17 protein-coding genes and 2 pseudogenes are annotated in these 17,471 nt (G+C 71.8%); 8 read left to right on the top strand and 11 right to left on the bottom strand.

Annotated features, from left to right (window positions below; genetic code table 11):
- Positions 1–18: 18 nt before the first annotated feature.
- On the bottom strand, positions 19–870 hold the full coding sequence (locus tag ACIGXP_RS24815) for a hypothetical protein (RefSeq protein ID WP_399772127.1): 852 nt from the start codon (positions 868–870) through the stop codon (positions 19–21).
- Positions 871–1,138: 268 nt separating this feature from the next.
- On the opposite strand from ACIGXP_RS24815, the gene ACIGXP_RS24810 reads away from it, so the two are divergent.
- On the top strand, positions 1,139–1,720 hold the full coding sequence (locus ACIGXP_RS24810; protein ID WP_363219098.1) for an XRE family transcriptional regulator: 582 nt from the start codon (positions 1,139–1,141) through the stop codon (positions 1,718–1,720).
- Between the two features lie 5 nt (positions 1,721–1,725).
- Here ACIGXP_RS24810 and ACIGXP_RS24805 read toward each other — a convergent pair.
- Together ACIGXP_RS24805 and ACIGXP_RS24800 are read right to left on the bottom strand one after the other, a co-directional pair.
- Positions 1,726–2,076: pseudogene (locus tag ACIGXP_RS24805) on the bottom strand (nuclear transport factor 2 family protein); the annotation flags it as partial.
- A gap of 87 nt (positions 2,077–2,163) precedes the next feature.
- Positions 2,164–3,192, bottom strand: coding sequence for an MBL fold metallo-hydrolase (locus ACIGXP_RS24800; protein WP_399771626.1), 1,029 nt, complete (start codon positions 3,190–3,192; stop codon positions 2,164–2,166).
- Positions 3,193–3,298: 106 nt separating this feature from the next.
- Here ACIGXP_RS24800 and ACIGXP_RS24795 point away from each other — a divergent pair, with 106 nt between their 5' ends.
- A complete protein-coding gene (locus tag ACIGXP_RS24795) occupies positions 3,299–4,750 on the top strand; it encodes an aldehyde dehydrogenase (protein WP_399771623.1) in 1,452 nt (483 codons plus the stop codon).
- Positions 4,751–4,752: 2 nt separating this feature from the next.
- Positions 4,753–4,986: a ferredoxin gene (locus ACIGXP_RS24790; protein WP_399771621.1), complete on the top strand. Its 234-nt coding sequence runs from the start codon at positions 4,753–4,755 to the stop codon at positions 4,984–4,986.
- Positions 4,987–5,257: 271 nt separating this feature from the next.
- Here ACIGXP_RS24790 and ACIGXP_RS24785 read toward each other — a convergent pair whose 3' ends face one another.
- On the bottom strand, positions 5,258–5,914 hold the full coding sequence (locus ACIGXP_RS24785) for a TetR family transcriptional regulator (RefSeq protein ID WP_399772091.1): 657 nt from the start codon (positions 5,912–5,914) through the stop codon (positions 5,258–5,260).
- A gap of 231 nt (positions 5,915–6,145) precedes the next feature.
- Here ACIGXP_RS24785 and ACIGXP_RS24780 point away from each other — a divergent pair, with 231 nt between their 5' ends.
- Genes ACIGXP_RS24780 through ACIGXP_RS24770 form a run of 3 tightly spaced genes read left to right on the top strand, consistent with a single transcriptional unit; the run spans position 6,146 to position 9,440 of the window.
- Positions 6,146–7,633 (top strand): glycosyltransferase family 4 protein, encoded by a 1,488-nt coding sequence (locus ACIGXP_RS24780; RefSeq protein WP_363219093.1) that lies wholly within the window; start codon positions 6,146–6,148, stop codon positions 7,631–7,633.
- Complete coding sequence (locus ACIGXP_RS24775) at positions 7,627–8,373, top strand: class I SAM-dependent methyltransferase (protein ID WP_363219092.1); 747 nt, start codon at positions 7,627–7,629, stop codon at positions 8,371–8,373. Before ACIGXP_RS24780 ends, ACIGXP_RS24775 begins: the two co-directional genes overlap by 7 nt.
- Entirely contained in the window at positions 8,370–9,440 is a 1,071-nt protein-coding gene (locus ACIGXP_RS24770; protein WP_399771617.1) for a prenyltransferase/squalene oxidase repeat-containing protein, read from the top strand. Before ACIGXP_RS24775 ends, ACIGXP_RS24770 begins: the two co-directional genes overlap by 4 nt.
- 16 nt (positions 9,441–9,456) lie before the next feature.
- Here ACIGXP_RS24770 and ACIGXP_RS24765 read toward each other — a convergent pair whose 3' ends face one another.
- The gene (locus ACIGXP_RS24765; protein ID WP_363219090.1) at positions 9,457–9,750 is read right to left on the bottom strand and encodes a hypothetical protein; all 294 of its coding nucleotides are present in this window, start codon (positions 9,748–9,750) and stop codon (positions 9,457–9,459) included.
- Between the two features lie 129 nt (positions 9,751–9,879).
- Between ACIGXP_RS24765 and ACIGXP_RS24760 the strand changes: the two genes are divergently transcribed.
- On the top strand, positions 9,880–10,452 hold the full coding sequence (locus ACIGXP_RS24760; RefSeq protein WP_399771614.1) for a hypothetical protein: 573 nt from the start codon (positions 9,880–9,882) through the stop codon (positions 10,450–10,452).
- Here ACIGXP_RS24760 and ACIGXP_RS24755 read toward each other — a convergent pair.
- From ACIGXP_RS24755 to ACIGXP_RS24735, 5 genes are all read right to left on the bottom strand, one after another.
- Positions 10,449–11,471, bottom strand: coding sequence for an LLM class F420-dependent oxidoreductase (locus tag ACIGXP_RS24755; protein ID WP_399771611.1), 1,023 nt, complete (start codon positions 11,469–11,471; stop codon positions 10,449–10,451). The genes ACIGXP_RS24760 and ACIGXP_RS24755 overlap by 4 nt on opposite strands.
- Before the next feature lie 109 nt (positions 11,472–11,580).
- Entirely contained in the window at positions 11,581–12,375 is a 795-nt protein-coding gene (locus ACIGXP_RS24750) for a hypothetical protein (RefSeq protein WP_399771608.1), read from the bottom strand.
- An 85-nt stretch (positions 12,376–12,460) separates the two neighbouring features.
- Positions 12,461–13,402: an N-acetylmuramoyl-L-alanine amidase gene (locus ACIGXP_RS24745; protein WP_363215445.1), complete on the bottom strand. Its 942-nt coding sequence runs from the start codon at positions 13,400–13,402 to the stop codon at positions 12,461–12,463.
- Between the two features lie 22 nt (positions 13,403–13,424).
- Positions 13,425–14,078 (bottom strand): class I SAM-dependent methyltransferase, encoded by a 654-nt coding sequence (locus tag ACIGXP_RS24740; protein ID WP_363215444.1) that lies wholly within the window; start codon positions 14,076–14,078, stop codon positions 13,425–13,427.
- Positions 14,079–14,240: 162 nt separating this feature from the next.
- Positions 14,241–15,989, bottom strand: a complete 1,749-nt coding sequence (locus ACIGXP_RS24735) for an MFS transporter (protein WP_363215443.1) — start codon at positions 15,987–15,989, stop codon at positions 14,241–14,243.
- A gap of 160 nt (positions 15,990–16,149) precedes the next feature.
- Here ACIGXP_RS24735 and ACIGXP_RS24730 point away from each other — a divergent pair, with 160 nt between their 5' ends.
- Positions 16,150–17,337: a thiolase C-terminal domain-containing protein gene (locus ACIGXP_RS24730; RefSeq protein ID WP_399771602.1), complete on the top strand. Its 1,188-nt coding sequence runs from the start codon at positions 16,150–16,152 to the stop codon at positions 17,335–17,337.
- A gap of 34 nt (positions 17,338–17,371) precedes the next feature.
- On the opposite strand, the pseudogene ACIGXP_RS24725 reads toward ACIGXP_RS24730, so the two are convergent.
- Positions 17,372–17,471, bottom strand: a pseudogene (locus ACIGXP_RS24725) (IS481 family transposase); the annotation flags it as partial.

Below are 17,471 nucleotides of genomic sequence, written 5' to 3'. Positions count from 1 at the left end.
TGCCTTGAGGGGGGCGGGCTACGCCGCGTCGAAGGCCCGTTCGCACTCCAGGGCATCCGCGCCCTCGACGACCCAGTACTCCCGCGAGGCCCGTCGGCAGGCGCCGTCGGCGAACCGGATCGCCGCCGCCCGCTGCCGCGTAGGTGTCACTTCGGGCACCGCCCCGCACGCGAGCGCCAGCGTCGCCCCCACCAGATCCACTCCCGTCGCCCGTTCCACCAGCCACGGAATCAGATCACCCGGCAAGTGCGGAGCGACCGCGGTCACCCGCGGCCCTCGCCCGGTCAGCCGCAGGCTCACATGCGCGACGGTGTGGGTGAGACCCAGCGCCCGTACCGCCCGTTGCACGCTCTGCCGGAGAAACGGGTTGTGCAGCAGGGCGTCATGAGCATGGACGGAATGCCCCAGCGACGTCGTACGGGTCAGCGCGGTGATGCGGACCTCGTCGTCCAGGACGACGGTCTCGGCGGACACCAGCGGCCCCTCCGTGTCCTCCGGTCCCGTGGGCACCACCCGGTTGCGGAGCAACAGCGCCCGTAAGGCCGGCGGATCGGCGCAGACGGCGGCCGTCTCGTACGGCAGGCCCGGCAGGCCGAGCCGTCCGGCGATCCGCGCGGCCACGGCCAGGTGTGCCCTGCTCCAGGTCAGCACGCCGGCGACCGGATGCCGGGCGGCGTACCGCGCCACCGTCTCGGCGGTCTCCGCCTCCCGTGCCGGGTCGGCCTGGAGATGGCCGGACAGGAAGGGCCGCGCCCAGCCGGGCACCGAGCTGTCGGCCAGCACCACCGGGCGTACGGCGGCGATCCGTGCCAGCGGGTATCCGCCGTGTGCGGCCCGGCCGGCCCCGAGCAGAAGGACGGGCTGCGGCATCGGCGCACCACCTTCGCAGGAGGAGCGGGACAGAGAAACACCCCGGATGCCGCTCCCCCATAGACGGCACCCGGGGCGGGTCTAGGGCACCCGGGCGGGTCGCATCTTGCTCTCTGTGTCGTGATCCTCACCCGTCGCACCCTCAACTGTCAACGATTACTGCCATCTTCAGCAGGAAGCGTTGTCGCGTCTGGTCGGCGAACGAGTGACCGGGTAGCCTCGCCGTCAGCCCAGCCACCGAACGGACGACACGCCAGGGGGGACCTCGGTGAGTGACGCCTACGCCTCGCTGGCCGCTGTCCTGGACCGGCTCGGCGAGCTGACCGGCAGGCCCGGCCGGCTGCCGGAAGTCCTCGATGTGGCCGACCTGTCCCATCGCACGGGCATCCCCGTGAACGTCGTCGTCGAACTGCTCGCCGGCGGGCGGGCGACGGAGACCTCTCTGGCCGGGCGGGTGCGCCAGCGGCTGGACTTCATCCGCGAGACCCGGCGCCGGCCCGACGGCAAGCGGTACTCGCTGGACGAGCTGGCGAGGATCGCCGGAACCAGCCGGCAGTGGCTGAGCGAATGGCGCAAGAGCGGGATGCCGGGACTGCAGCACACCGACCGGCTGCGCCGCTTCTTCGGCCTGCCCGCCGGCTTCTTCACCGCCGACGAACCGGAGGCGCTGCAGGAGGCGTTGCGCCCGGTGCTGCAGTGTCTGGAGGCCGAGGCGGACCCGCTGGTGCGGTTGCGTGAGAGCGGTCTCGTCCGGCTCGCCGCCCGCGCCCCGCAGATGAACGCACGGCAGCTCGCCACGCTCGCCGACCTCGCCGAGATGATCATTACGGCGGAGCGCGGACACGGCTGAGCCCAACCGGCCCGCATCGGTCGCCCGGCGGGGACCATGCCGCCCGCGTATCCGTCGACCCGGTACGTCGAGAAGTACGACACGGCCCTGGCCGTGGTCCAGTCGGTCACCGTGACCAGGACGTTGGCCATCAGGCGGCGCGAGAGCCGGTCGGCGGGGCGGGAGCCGAAGTACGACCGCAGCGCCTGCCGGCCCTCGATCCGGCGCCCGTCCCCCGGCGGGGGCCACTCCCAGCTGCCGTCCTCGGTGAACAGCTCGGCCACGGAAGCCGGTTCACCGAGGTCGAGCCGGTGGGCGAAGTCGATGATCAGGCGCTCGCAGGCGTGCTGGGCGACGAGACTGCGCAAAGGGTCCATGCGCCCGTCCAATAGGGACGCCCCGGGCGAGGCGACCGGATTGCACCGCGAGGTACGCCCGAGGTGCGTCAGGGGTTCGTCACCGGATCACACCGCGAGGTAGGCCACCGGCTCGCTCCCCGTCACCGGCTCCGCGCGGCCCTGCTTCACCAGGCGGCGCAGATGGGACTCGGCCTCGGAGACCGCGATGTTCCGGGAGCCGTAGGGGATCTGGGCCCACGGGCGGTTCCACTCCATGCGCTCGGCGAGCTGCCAGGGGGTGAGCGGCTCGGCGAGCAGGGCGAGCAAGCCGGCCAGGCGCTCCTCGTGGTGGTCGAGCAGCTCGCGTACCCGGCCGGCCGCGTCGGTGAAGGCGTGCTGGTGTGCGGGCAGCACCTCGGCGGGGGCGAGCCGGCCGATCCGCTCCAGGGAGTCGAGATAGTCGCCGAGGGGATCGGTCACGGTCGTGTCGTCGGGATCCTCGTACAGACCGATGTGCGGGGTGATCCGCGGGAGCAGGTGATCACCGCTGAACAGGCGGCCGTTTCCGGTGAGCCGGGCGGGGTGCTCCTCCTCCAGGTGCAGACAGACGTGGCCGGGGGTGTGGCCCGGGGTCCAGATCGCGCGCAGCCTGCGGCCGGGCAGGTCGAGGAGTTCGCCGGGGACGATCTCCCGGTCCGGCAGGGCGGGGGAGAGGCCGGGCAGGGTCCGGGGGACGCCGGGGGCGCGCAGCGGTGCGAGGTGCTCCTCCGGAGCGCCGGCCGCCGCGAGTTTGGCGCTCATGTACGTGAACCAGCGCTCGGGCGGGGCCTGCCGGGTGCGCCGTACGACCGCGGTGTCGGCGGCGTGCATCGCCACCCATGCGCCGGAGGCCTCGCGCACCCGGCCGGACAGGCCATGGTGGTCGGGGTGGTGATGGGTGATCACCACCCCGTGGACCTCGCCGGCCGTGGTGCCGCAGGCGCGCAGGCCCTCCGCCAGCGTGTCCCAGGAGCCCGGGTCGTCCCACCCGGTGTCGACCAGCACCGGGCCGCGGTCGGTGTCCACCACGTACACCAGCGTGTGGCCGAGGGGATTGTCCGGGATGGGAACCGCCACGGACCGTACGCCCCCGCCGTGCTCGAACGTCTGCACCATCAGCCCTCCACCCCTCCGGCCCACGGCCATTGCCCATGGTAACTAGAACTGATATCAGTTCTGAAACAGCGTCAGAAACGTGCGGTGCGGCGGGAGGCGGCAGGCCATGACCGAGCTCGTGGAACACGGACAGCTGTTCATCGGCGGGGAGTTGACCGATCCGCTGGGCGAGGACGTCATCGAGGTGATCTCGCCGCACACCGAGGAGGTCATCGGCCGGGTGCCGCACGCCTGCCGGCAGGACGTGGACCGGGCCGTGGCCGTGGCGCGCCGCGCCTTCGACGAGGGGCCGTGGCCGCGGGCGACGCTCGGGGAGCGGATCGAGGTCGTCACCCGGATCAAGGACGCCATCGCCGCCCGGCACGAGGAGATCGCCCGGGTGATCTCCGCGCAGAACGGCTCCCCGTACTCCTGGAGCGTCCTCGCCCAGGCGCTCGGCGCGATGATGGTGTGGGACGCGGCGATCAGGGTCGCGCGGGACTACACCTACGAGGAGCGCAGGGACGGCGTGCTCGGCCCGATCCTCGTCCGCCGGGAACCGGTCGGTGTCGTCGCCGCCGTGGTCCCCTGGAACGTCCCGCAGTTCGTCGCCGCGGCCAAGCTCGCTCCCGCGCTGCTGGCCGGCTGCACGGTCGTACTCAAGCCGTCCCCCGAGTCCCCGCTGGACGCCTACCTCCTCGGTGAGATCGCCCGCGAGGCCGGTCTGCCCGAGGGCGTCCTCTCCATCCTTCCCGCCGAGCGGGAGGTCGGCGAGTACCTGGTCGGGCACCCCGGCATCGACAAGGTCTCCTTCACCGGCTCGGTCGCGGCCGGCAAGCGGGTGATGGAGGTCGCCGCCCGCAACCTCACCCGGGTCACGCTGGAACTGGGCGGAAAGTCGGCGGCGGTCGTCCTGCCGGACGCGGACGTCGAGGCGGCGGTGGCGGGGATCGTCCCGGCGGCCTGGATGAACAACGGGCAGGCCTGCGTGGCCCAGACCCGCATCCTCCTGCCGCGCGCCCGCTACGACGAGTTCGCCGACGCCTTCGCAGCGGCCGCGAGCGCGCTCAGGGTCGGCGACCCGCTGGACCCGGCGACCCAGGTCGGCCCCCTGGTGGCGCAGCGGCAGCAGCGCCGCAACCTCGACTACATCCGCATCGGCCAGGAGGAGGGCGCCAAGATCCTCACCGGGGGCGGCCGGCCGGCGGGCCTGGAGCGGGGCTGGTACGTCGAACCGACCCTCTTCGGCGACGTCGACAACACCATGCGCATCGCCCGCGAGGAGATCTTCGGACCGGTCATCTGCCTGCTGCCGTACGACGACGAACCCGAGGCCGTGAAGATCGCGAACGACTCGGACTACGGTCTGTCCGGCAGCGTGTGGACGGCCGACGCCGAGCACGGCATCGAGGTGGCGAGGCAGGTCCGCACCGGCACCTACTCGGTCAACACCTTCAGCCTGGACATGCTGGGCCCGTTCGGCGGCTACAAGAACTCCGGACTGGGCCGGGAGTTCGGCCCCGAGGGCTTCGGCGCGTACCTCGAACACAAGATGATCCACCTGCCGGCGGGGGCGTGAGCATGGGTGACCGCTGGCACGTCGAGGTCGACCGGTCGCTGTGCATCGGCTCGGCCCAGTGCCTCCACCACGCCCCGCACGCCTTCCGCCTCGACCCGGCCCGCCAGTCCCACCCGGTGGACCCGGACCCCGACGCCGCGGAGCCGATCCTGGAGGCGGCGGAGAGCTGCCCGGTGGAGGCGATCCTGATCACCTTGCTGGAGAGCGGGGAGCCGGTGTTCCCGCCGGAGGACTAGGCCGTCTCCTTCGGACCATGGTCGGCGCTGTTCACGGCGCACGTCGCTTGCCGCTGCTCCTATGATCCGCGCATGAAGTGGCGAGGGGCGGCTGTGTTCAACGCGGTGGGAATATGCGTCATGAGCTGGGGACTGGCAGGGTTGCTGGAGACGGGTTTGTCACGTTCGGCACGGTGACCCCCTTGGCCACACGTCGGTACAGCGTCGCCGCGCAGCGCACAGCACGCAACATCGCCAGGCAGCAGCGTGGACACTGAGCCGGCGGCGGTGATCACGGATGGGCGCCGGGTTCCGTCAGGTCGATCAGGCGGCACACCGTCTCGATGTCGATCTTCACCTGGGCGATGGAGGCGCGGCCCGAGAGCCAGGTGATCAGGGCCGAGTGCCAGGTGTGCTCGATGACCCGGACCGCCGAGAGCTGCTCGGGCGTGGGGTCGTCCAGGCCCATCGCGTCCAGGATGATCAGGGTGGTCTGGCGGGAGACCTGGTCGACCTCCGGCGAGACACTGCGGTCGGCGAAGGTCAGCGCGCGGACCATCGCGTCGGCCAGGTGCGGCTCGCGCTGGAGCGCGCGGAAGGCGCGCATCAGGGTCTCCGCCACCCGCTCGGCGGCCGTGTCACCCGTCGGCGGCTTCTTGCGCAGCGTGCCGTGCATGTGCTCCAGCTGGTCCTGCATGGTGGCGACCAGCAGGTGCACCTTGGAGGGGAAGTAGCGGTAGAGGGTGCCCAGGGCGACCTGGGAGGACTCGGCCACCTCGCGCATCTGTACGGCGTCGAAACCGCCCCGGCTGGCCAGCTGGGCGCTCGCGTGCAGGATCCGGCGGCGGCGGGCCTGCTGCCGCTCGGTGAGCGACGACGACGAGGGCCGGACCGTACCGGTTTCCCCCTTGGCTCCCACCGTGGATTCCACTTTGGATTCCGTAGGAATGTCCGCAGGCATGGGTCCCGTCCGTGACAGTCGGTGAAGGCGTCTGTGGGGCACGTGATCAGACAGCATGGCAGGGCGACGCGCCGTGGCGCGAATCACCTGATCCACTGCTCACAGCACCCCTACCTGCCGGTAGATTCAGAGCCTCTTGAACGATCAAGTCTGAAACTTGTTCTAGATTAGCGTCCCGGCATAGTCTCGCGGGACAGTGCAGGCAGAAGGGGGCACGGAGTGACCGCTGAGGCCCGGGATGCGGGTGCCCAGAAGGAGCCCGCAGCCGACGGCGAGCGACCGCTCGACATCGCGCTCCTCACCTATAAAGGGAACCCGTTCTGCGGCGGCCAGGGCGTCTACGTCCGGCATCTCTCGCGCGAGCTGGCCCGGCTCGGCCACCGGGTCGAGGTCATCGGCTCGCAGCCGTACCCCGTGCTCGACGAGGGCTTCCCCCACCTCACCCTCACCGAGCTGCCCAGCCTCGACCTCTACCGCCAGCCCGACCCCTTCCGCACCCCCAGGCGCGACGAGTACCGGGACTGGATCGACGCCCTGGAAGTGGCGACGATGTGGACCGGCGGCTTTCCCGAGCCGCTGACCTTCTCCCTGCGGGCCCGCCGCCATCTGCGCGCCCGGCGCGGCGCGTTCGACGTCGTCCACGACAACCAGACGCTCGGGTACGGGTTGCTGGGCGACATCGGCGCCCCCCTGGTCACCACGATCCACCACCCCATCACCGTCGACCGGCAGCTGGAGCTGGACGCGGCCGAGGGCTGGCAGCGGCGGTACTCGGTCCGGCGCTGGTACGCCTTCACCCGCATGCAGAAGCGCGTCGCGCGCCGGCTGCCCTCGGTCCTCACCGTCTCCGGCAGCTCCCGCCAGGAGATCGTGGACCACCTCGGCGTCCGCGACGACCGCGTCCACGTCGTCCACATCGGCGCCGACACCGATCTGTTCGCGCCGAATCCGGCCGTGCCCGTGGTGCCGGGCCGGATCGTCACCACCTCCAGCGCCGATGTGCCGCTCAAGGGGCTGGTGTTCCTGGTGGAGGCGCTGGCCAAGGTCCGCACCGAGCACCCGGCCGCCCATCTCGTCGTCGTCGGCAAGCGCCCCGAGGAGGGGCCGGTCGCGGCGGCGATCGAGCGCTACGGCCTCGCAGGCGCCGTCGAGTTCGTCAAGGGCATCTCCGACGCCGAACTGGTCGACCTGATCCGCTCGGCCGAGGTCGCCTGCGTGCCCTCGCTGTACGAGGGCTTCTCGCTGCCCGCCGCCGAGGCCATGGCCACCGGCACCCCGCTGCTCGCCACGACCGGCGGTGCGATCCCCGAGGTCGCCGGCCGCGACGGTGAGACCTGCCTGGCCGTACCGCCCGGCGACGCGGGCGCGCTGGCCGCCGGGCTCGGCCGACTGCTGGGGGACCGCGAGCTGCGGGTGCGGCTCGGTCACGCGGGCCGGGAGCGAGTGCTACGGCACTTCACCTGGGCCCGTGCGGCGGAGGGCACCGTGGCCCACTACCGCGAGGCCATCGCCCGCTCCGCGGGCCCGGGCCGCGCCGCGGTGAGCACCGGCCGCTCACCGGCCCCGATACCCGGCCGCTCCGCCGCCCCGATACCCGGCCGCCCCGCGGCCGCACCGAGTGCTGCCTCCGCGACCTCGGCGAGTGTTGCCTCCGCGGCCTCGGCGAGTGACACCGGCGTCTACCCCGAAAGCAGGGCCACGTGCTGACCGTCGACTTCTCCCGGTTCCCGCTCGCCCCCGGCGACCGAGTCCTGGACCTCGGCTGCGGGGCCGGCCGGCACGCCTTCGAGTGCTATCGGCGCGGTGCCCAGGTCGTGGCCCTCGACCAGAACGGCGAGGAGATCCGCGAGGTCGCCAAGTGGTTCGCGGCGATGAAGGAGGCCGGGGAGGCACCGGAGGGCGCCACCGCCACGGCCATGGAGGGCGACGCGCTGGCCCTGCCCTTCCCCGACGACTCCTTCGACGTCGTCATCATCTCCGAGGTGATGGAGCACATCCCCGACGACAAGGGCGTGCTCGCCGAGATGGTCCGCGTGCTCAAGCCGGGCGGCCGTATCGCGATCACCGTGCCGCGCTACGGCCCGGAGAAGGTCTGCTGGGCGCTGTCCGACGCCTACCACGAGGTCGAGGGCGGCCACATCCGCATCTACAAGGCCGACGAACTGGTCGCGAAGATCCGCGAGGCCGGCCTGAAGCCGTACGGCAGCCATCACGCGCACGCCCTGCACTCGCCGTACTGGTGGCTGAAGTGCGCGTTCGGCGTCGACAACGACAAGGCGCTGCCGGTGCGGGCGTACCACAAGCTGCTGGTCTGGGACATCATGAAGAAACCGCTCGCCACCCGGGTCGCCGAGCAGGCGCTGAACCCGCTGATCGGCAAGAGCTTCGTGGTCTACGCGACCAAGCCGCATCTGCCGCGACTGTCCGACGAGGTGGCCGCCAAGTGACCACTCCCCGGACAGAACACCTCGTCCTGCCCGGGGTCCTCACCGCCGAGCAGGCTGCCGCGACCGTCGCCGGCATCCTCGCCGTACAGCGGGAGGACGGTGCGATCCCGTGGTTCCGTGGGCACCACCTGGACCCGTGGGACCACACCGAGGCCGCCATGGCCCTGGACGCGGCCGGCGAACACGAGGCCGCCGAACGGGCCTACAGCTGGCTGGCCCGGCACCAGAACGAGGACGGCTCCTGGTACGCCGCCTACGCCGACGGCGCCCACGACGACGTCACCGACCGCGCCCGCGAGTCCAACTTCGTCGCCTACATAGCCGTGGGCGTGTGGCACCACTACCTGTCCACCGGCGACGACACCTTCCTGGACCGCATGTGGCCGACCGTCTACGCGGCCGTGGAGTGGGTGCTCGCACTCCAGCAGCCCGGCGGCCAGATCGGCTGGCGCCGCGAGGACGACGGCACGCCCACCGCGGACGCCCTGCTCACCGGCAGCTCCTCGATCCACCACGCGCTGCGCTGCGCGCTCGCCATCGCCGAGCAGCGTGAGGAGCCGCAGCCGGACTGGGAGCTGGCGGTGGGAGGACTCCGCCACGCGATCCGCCGCCACCCGGAGCGCTTCCTGGACAAGGACCGCTACTCGATGGACTGGTACTACCCGGTCCTCGGCGGCGCGCTGAGGGGCGAGGAGGCCAAAGCCCGCATCGAGGAGTCCTGGGACCGGTTCGTCGTGCCCGGCGCCGGCGTGCGCTGCGTGGTGCCCAACCCCTGGGTCACCGGCGGCGAGTCCAGCGAACTCGCCCTGGCCCTGTGGGCGGTGGGGGAGTCGGACCGGGCCCTGGCGATCCTGCAGTCCATCCAGCATCTGCGCGACCCCGAGAGCGGCCTGTACTGGACGGGCTATGTCTTCGAGGACGACGCGATCTGGCCCCGGGAGCTCACCAGCTGGACGGCCGGTTCCCTCCTCCTCGCCGTCGCCGCGCTCGGCGGCCACGAGGCGACGTGCGCGGTCTTCGGCGGCGAACAGCTGCCGACCGGCCTGGACCCCGACTGCTGCGGCTAGGGGGTGGCCCGAGGCTTCAGTGCCGGTGCATGCGGTTGGCGATGGCGTGGCCCACGAACAGGTAGACGACCGCGGCCAGGCCGTAACCGGCGACCACCCGGGCCCAGGCCGCGTTGAACGTGAACAGGTCATGGGACCAGCCCGCCAGCCAGGCGGCGGCGTCGTGGACGAACTGGACCAGGCTGTTGGCCCGGTTCGCGTCCAGCAGGTACATCAGGATCCACAGGCCGAGGATCAGGGCCATGATGTCGGCGACGACCGCGATGACCGTCCCGGCCTGATTCGCACCGTTGCGATATCGAGGGGACATACCTTCCGGATTGCCGGGCGGGGGACGGTGAAACCCGGCCGGCTCCCGCCGAGTGGCGGAACCTGCCGTCGCGGGTGAGGCTTCCGGAGGAAGCAGATCGCTCGGGGAGGACATGTCCGGAGGACTTCCGTGCCCGTACCGATACGGCGCCTCTGCGTGGCGCTCACGCTGTGCTGCGCCCTGCTGGCCTGCTCCACCGCCTGCGGCAGCGAGAGGACCGTCGAGAAGGCCAGTACGAAGGACAGCACGGCGGTCCTGGCCGCCGGGACCCCCACCCCCACCACCTCCGCGGCGCGGCGCACGTTCGCCAAGACGCGTTTCGTGCTCGACGCCGGTCTCGCGGCCGGCGCCGCCTACCAGTGGATCGTGAAGCCCTGGAAGGCCGGCGCGTTCAACAAGGGCGCCCAGGGCCGCAGGACGGCCCTGGTGAAGGCCGGCCTCGCCGGTGCCTTCGCCTACAACCGGCTCAAGGCGGCCCAGCGGAACGCGCAGGGCGACCCGACGCTCGCCAAGGCGCTCGCACCGCTCGGCGCCGGCATCGACGCCCTGAAGAACCTGCCGTCCAGGCTGCGCAAGGGTGACGCCGGCGCGGCCTCCTCCTTCAACGACGTCATCGGCGACGTCAAGCACGCGGGTGCGAGCGCCGGCGCCCCGGTCAGGGACCAGGTGCCCTCGGCGTCCGAGCTCGCCAAGGGCAGTTAGGGGGTGCCCTCGGAGTTCAGCTCCGCGAGCACCCTGAGGGTGTGCGGGTCCGGTGACAGCGCCAGGAGGTCCGTCACCGGGCCCCGGCGCCACAACTCCAGCCGCTCGGCGATGCGTTCCCGCGGGCCGACCAGAGAGATCTCGTCGGCGAAGGCGTCCGGCACGGCCAGCACCGCCTCCTTTCGCCGCCCCGCGAGGAACAGCTCCTGGATCCGCCGCGCCTCCTCCTCGTACCCCATGCGCGCCATGAGGTCGGCGTGGAAGTTGCGGGAGGCGTGGCCCATCCCGCCGATGTAGAACCCGAGCATGGCCTTCACGGGCAGCAGCCCCTCGGCCACGTCGTCGCACACCTTCACCCGGGCCAGCGGAGCCACCATGAACCCTTCCGGCACCTTGCGCACCATGTCCCCGTACACCTCGGGCCGGCTCGGCGACCAGTACAGCGGCAGCCAGCCGTCGGCGATCCGGAGTGTCTGCGCCACGTTCTTCGGTCCCTCGGCGCCGAGCAGGACGGGGAGGCCGGGCCGCAGCGGATGCGTGATCGACTTCAGCGGCTTGCCGAGCCCCGTGCCGTCCGGGCCCCGGTAGGGCAGCGGATGGAACCGCCCCTCGGCCTGCGCCGGCGCCTCGCGCCGCAGCACCTGCCGTACGACGTCCACGTACTCCCGGGTCGCGGTCAGCGGCGACTTGGGGAACGGGCGACCGTACCACCCCTCCACGACCTGCGGTCCGGACAGGCCCAGCCCGAGCAGCATCCGTCCGCCGGAGAGGTGGTCCAGGGTGAGCGCGTGCATCGCGGTGGTGGCCGGCGATCGCGCGGCCATCTGGGCAACCGCCGTGCCCAGCCTGATCGTCGAGGTGTGCGCGGCGATCCAGGTGAGCGGGGTGAAGACGTCCGATCCCCAGGACTCCGCCGTCCACACGGAGTCGTAGCCGAGCCGTTCCGCCTCCTGGGCGAGCGGGACATGCCCGGCGTCCGGACCGCGTCCCCAGTACCCGAGTGCGAGACCCAGCCGCATGGTCCTGCCTCCTGACGGTCCGTCAGTCAACTGGTCGGGAGCCGACTGTACGACAACGGCCCCGCACCCGGAAGGGTGAGGGGCCGTCGCTGCGGCGAGGTGCGGGCGGTCAGCCGCGCTGGATGCCGGAGGTGTCCTGGAGCACGCCGCGGCGGCCGTCCTGGGTCTGCGCGACCAGCGTGGCACCGCGCTGCTCGACGGCCAGGTACCAGGTGCCCGGCGCCAGTTCGGCGATCGGGTTCGGCGAACCGTCCTCCGGGAACAGGGGACGGGCGACCGGAACGGCGAACCAGAACGGCGAGAAGTCCGCGGGGCCCGGCTGGGCCGCGGCCGGCTGGGCCGCCGGCCCGCCCTGCGGCTGCTGCCCGAAGGGCTGACCCGCCTGCGGCTGGCCGCCGTAGGGCTGGGCCGGAGCACCCGGGTAGCCGTAACCACCGGGCGGCTGGGCGCCGTAGGGCTGCGGCGCGACCGGCGTGGGGGCCGGCACCAGGGCGGCCTGCAGGGCCGGGACCAGGGGGGTGGCGATGGCGCCGCCCGCGAGGACGAGAGCGGCGATGAAGCCGAGGATGAGGCCCGCGCCGGCGTCGGCACCGTCCGGGGTGTCGATCAGCGTCCACAGCAGCGACCAGGCCGCCAGCACTCCGAACGCGGTGCCGGTCTGGCCGAGGTCGAGGCCGAGCACCTTGCGCTGCTGCGGCAGACAGCGGTTGACGACGATGAGGACGGCACCGATCACCGCGCCCATGTAGATGCCCAGGCCCGTGCCCAGGGCGTCCCACGCATTCCCGCTGGTTGAGCCGCCGAAAAAGGAGTAGCTCTGGAAGGTGAGGAACGACGCGATGAACAGCATCACCGCTGCTCCGATCACCACGCCGTCGCCTCTAGTGAGGGAGCGGATATTCACTTCAAAGGTCCTTCGTAAGTCGTCTCGTCGTCGGTAGACACTACCGCCCGCAAGATCCGCCTGTCCGGCCGGTTCCGCCCGCCGGTCAGGACGCGTGCAGGAAACTCACGATTCCCTCAGAGATCCCTTGCGCAGCCTTCTGCCGCCAGGCTCCGCTGGTCAGCAGTGCCGCGTCCTTGCTATCGCGCATGTTGCCGCACTCGATGAACACCTTCGGAACCGTTGACAGATTGAGACCGCCCAGGTCCGTACGTGTGACGAGACCGGTACCTTCGCCCACGTAGTTGGACGGCGGCTCACCGGTGTCGCGCAGGAAGGTGCCGGCGATGCGCGTACCGAGGTCGTGCGAGGAGTCGACGATCGGGCGGGTGTCGGCGGCACCGGCGTGCACCGACCCCGGCAGGATCACATGGAAGCCGCGGTTGCCTTCGGCGGAGCCGTCGGCGTGGATGGAGACGGCCGCGTCGGCGTGCGCGGCGTTGCCGATCCGGGCCCGCTCGTCCACACAGGGCCCCCAGGGCGGACTGTCGCCGTCACGGGTCAGCTTCACCGTGGCACCCTGCTGCTCCAGCAGCGTGCGCAGCCGGTGGGCGACGTCGAGGGTGAACTGGGCCTCGGTGTAACCGTCGTTGGTGGACGTCCCGGTGGTGTCGCACTCCTTCCAGTTCGTCCCGATGTCCACCTGACGGCCGATCTCGGCCGTGTGCTGGAAGTTCCCCGGGTTGTGCCCCGGGTCGACGACGACGACCTTGCCCTTCAACGGACCGTCCGCGGGCGCCGCCCCCGAGGCCCGCTTGCCGCCGTCCGCAGGAGAAGCGGGCGGGGCCGACGGCGAGGTCGACGCGGGGGCCGGCACGGCGGAGCCGCCGCGGGCGCCCGGGGCGGCGGAGGCCCCGCCGCCGGCCGCCTCGTACGCCACCCACCCGAGCAGCGCACCGGGCACCAGCACGGCGAGCGCCACGGCCAGCGGGCGGCGGCGGGACCGGCGGGGCTGCGGGGGATCGAACTCCGGGCCTAGGTACGACACGTCTGTGACTCTAACCGGGGCCTCAGATGCCCGCGCGCGTTCGCCGCAGGACACGCAGGGAGCCGGTCGCCGAGACCTCCGTGAACGCACCCGACTCCAGAGCCCGTAGGTACACCCGGTACGGCGCCTGCCCGGTGAACTCGTCCTCGGGGTGCGGGAACACGTCGTGGATGACGAGGAAGCCGCCTTCGGCCACATGGGTGGCCCAGCCCTCGTAGTCGGCGGTGGCGTGCTCGTCCGTATGGCCGCCGTCGATGAACACGAAGCCGAGCGGGGAGTTCCAGATCGCCGCGATCTGCGGGGAGCGTCCGACGACGGCGACCACGTGCTCCTCCAGGCCCGCCCTGAACAGCGTCCGGCGGAACGCCGGCAGTGTGTCCATCAGCCCGACCTCGGGGTCCACGGTCTCCGGGTCGTGGTAGTCCCAGCCCGGCTGCTGCTCCTCGCTGCCCCGGTGGTGGTCGACGGTCAGTGCCGTGACCCCGGCCGCACGGGCCGCGTCGGCGAGCAGCACGGTGGACCGCCCGCAGTAGGTGCCCACTTCCAGCAGCGGCAGCCCCAGCCGCCCCGCCTCCACCGCTGCGGCGTACAGGGCCAGCCCCTCGTCCACGGGCATGAACCCCTTGGCCCCTTCGAACGCGGCCAGAATCTCGGGCTTGGGGGCGGGGGCGGTCATGGGTGGCCTTCCAGTCGTACGTCTGTTCCGGGGGCCCATGCTGCCGCACCCCCTGCCCACTTGTTCGACAGGGGGTGCGGTAGGCGCCCCAACGGGGCGCGGGGAACGGCGCGATCAGCCACGACGGCGGGACAGCCGCGAACCGGCCAGACCCCCCGAGCTCTAGGCGCTGACGACTTCCCCAGGCAACGAAAGATCCAGCTCGACAGCCCGCTCCTCCCCGGAATGCGTCGCGGAGGAAGCAAGCGGCCCATGGCCGGAGGCCTTCGCGGCCAGCACATACGCCCCCTGCGCCGGCACCGCGAGCACATAGCTGCCGTCCTCGTCGGAGACGGTCGCCCCCGCCTGCCGCCCCCGCCGGTCGATCAGCGTGACCTTGGCCCGGGCGACCGGCGCGCCGTCGGCACCGAGAACCCGCCCCCTGAAGCCCCGCAGGACCTCTTCCGCCTGCTCCAGCACGGCGTCCTCCTCGCTGCTGGCCCGGAGCTGCGTGTGCTCCTGCCGGGCCGCGTGGCGAGCACTCGGCAGGAACAGCGCGAGCAGCAGCCCCACCGCCACCGCGGCCGTGGCGATCAGGAACGACACCCGGAAGCCGTGCATGGTCGGGATCGCGACACCGCCCACGTCGTTCGCCGTGTTGGCCAGCACCATGCCGATGACGGCACTGGACACCGACGTACCGATGGACCGCATCAACGTGTTGAGGCCGTTCGCCGCACCGGTCTCCGAGGCCGGCACCGCGCCGACGATCAGCGCGGGCAGCGAGGAGTAGGCGAGGCCGATGCCGGCGCCGAGGACCACGGACGTGACGATCGTCTGCCAGGCCGCGTCCATCAGGCCGAGGCCGCCGCCGTAGCCGAGCGCGATGATCAGCAGGCCGATGATGAGGGTGGTCTTCGGGCCGTACTTGGCGGACAGGCGGGCGTAGACCGGCGCCGTGAACATCATCGTCAGGCCCAGCGGGGCGACGCACAGACCGGCGACGACCATGGACTGGCCGAGGCCGTAGCCGGTGGCCTTCGGCAGCTGGAGCAGCTGGGGCAGGACCAGCGAGACGACGTAGAACGCCACGCCGACCATGATCGACGCGAGGTTGGTGAAGAGGACGGCCGGGCGGGCGGTGGTGCGCAGGTCGACCAGGGGTGCCGGCGCGCGCAGCTCGTACAGGCCCCACAGGACGAGGACCACGACCGACGCGGCGAACAGACCGAGCGTCGTGCCCGACGACCAGCCCCAGTCGCTGCCCTTGGTGATCGGCAGCAGGAGCAGGACCAGACCGGTGGACAGGCCGAGCGCGCCGAGCAGGTCGAAGGACCCCTCGGCCCGCATCGGGGACTCGGGTACGACGAGGAGGGTGAGGACGATGGCGAGCGCGCCGAGGCCCGCGGCGCCGTAGAACAGGGCGTGCCAGTCCGTGTGCTGCGCGACCAGGGCCGCGGCGGGCAGGGCGAGGCCGCCGCCGACGCCGATCGAGGAGCTCATCAGCGCCATGGCCGAGCCGAGCTTCTCGCGCGGCAGCATGTCGCGCATCAGGCCGATGCCGAGCGGGATCGCGCCCATGGCGAAGCCCTGCAGGGTACGGCCGACGATCATGACGAGCAGCTGGCTGGTGAGCGCGCTGATCAGGGCGCCGACCACCATCACGGCGAGGCTGAGTATCAGCATCCGCCGCTTGCCGTAGAGGTCGCCGAGCCGGCCCATGATCGGGGTGGCGACGGCGCCGGACAGCAGGGTCGAGGTCAGCACCCAGGTGGCGTTGGAGGGGGCGGTGTCCAGCAGCTGCGGCAGGTCCTTGATGACCGGCACGAGCAGGGTCTGCATCACCGCGACGACGATGCCCGCGAAGGCGAGCACCGGGACCACGGCGCCGCTCGCCCTCCGGGGCGGCTGGTCGGTCGTCGTGTGGGTCATTGAGTGAGGCCTCCCGTGTACATGAGTGCCGGGTAAACCTCGTATGCACAGGCAACTATTCCGTTGCTTCGGGCCTCTAATGAATTCTTGACCATCTCATGGGGATCTGACGTACCATCACCTCTGGTTCATTGGTGGAACGAGTTCTAGTCTGCGCGCCATGAAGGCCTATGTAGCCGGGGTCGGGATGACCAGGTTCGAGAAGCCCGAGACCCGTCAGTGGCAGTACTGGGACATGGTGCGTGAGGCCGGCGGTGCGGCGCTGGCGGACGCGGGGGTCGTGTACGAGGACGTGGAACACGTTCCCGTGGGGTACTGTTTCCAGCCCTCGACCGCGGGCCAGCGCGCCGCCTACGAACTCGGCCTGACCGGCATCCCCGTCTACAACGTCAACAACAACTGCGCGACCGGCGCGACCGCACTGATGCTCGCCCGGCAGCTCGTGGAGGGCGGCGCGGCCGACTGCGTGCTCGCGCTGGGCTTCGAGAAGATGAAGAAGGGCGCGCTCGGGGCAGGGGCGGACGGCGGGGACTTCACGACGTCTCCCGTGGCCCGGCACTACGGCGTCATGGCCGCCCGGCACGGCTTCGAGCAGGCCCCGCCCACCGCGCAGATCTTCGGTGCCGCGGCCCGCGAACACATGGAGCGGTACGGCACGACCGAGGCACAGCTCGCCGCGGTCGCCGCCAAGAACCACCGGCACTCCGCGCACAACCCCTACGCCCAGTTCCGGGACGTGTACGACGTCGCCGGCGTCCTTGCCTCCCGCACGGTCCACCGGCCGCTGACCAAGCTCCAGTGCTCGCCGACCTCGGACGGCGCGGCGGCGGCCGTGGTGGTGTCCGAGCGGTTCGCCTCGCGGCACGGTCCCACCGGTCTCGTGGAGATCGCCGGGCAGGCCATGACCACGGACACCGGCGAGTCCTTCGCGTCCGGGTCCTGCATCGACGTCGTCGGGCAGCCCATGTCCCGGGACGCGACCCGGCAGGCGTACGAGCGCGCCGGGCTCGGCATCGACGACGTGGACGTGATCGAGCTGCACGACTGCTTCTCGGTCAACGAACTCCTGACGTACGAGGCGCTCGGCATGTGCGCCCCGGGGGAGTCCGGGAAGCTGGTCGAATCCGGTGCCACGACATACGGCGGCCGCTGGGTGGTGAACCCGTCGGGCGGGCTGATCTCCAAGGGGCATCCGCTGGGCGCGACCGGGCTGGCCCAGACGGCCGAGCTGGTGTGGCAGCTGCGCGGCACGGCGGGGCAGCGGCAGGTGCCGGGCGCGCGGGTGGGTCTCGCGCACAACATCGGGCTGGGCGGGGCGGCGGTGGTCACGGTCCTGCGGGCGGTCTAGGGGGTGTCGTCCGGATCAGGCCGGCCGGCACGCCCTAGGTGTATTGACCTGAAGCGTTGTTCACACGGCTGATCGGTGGCTGGCCTCCGAGTGCTGTGTGGCAGCGATGGTGGTTGTAGGTGTGCAGGAAGTCT

The organism is Streptomyces sp. NPDC053069 (assembly GCF_044546895.1).
Classification (GTDB): domain Bacteria; phylum Actinomycetota; class Actinomycetes; order Streptomycetales; family Streptomycetaceae; genus Streptomyces.
The sequence above is the reverse complement of the archived record's forward strand: the minus strand, read 5'-3'. Positions and strand labels throughout refer to the sequence as shown.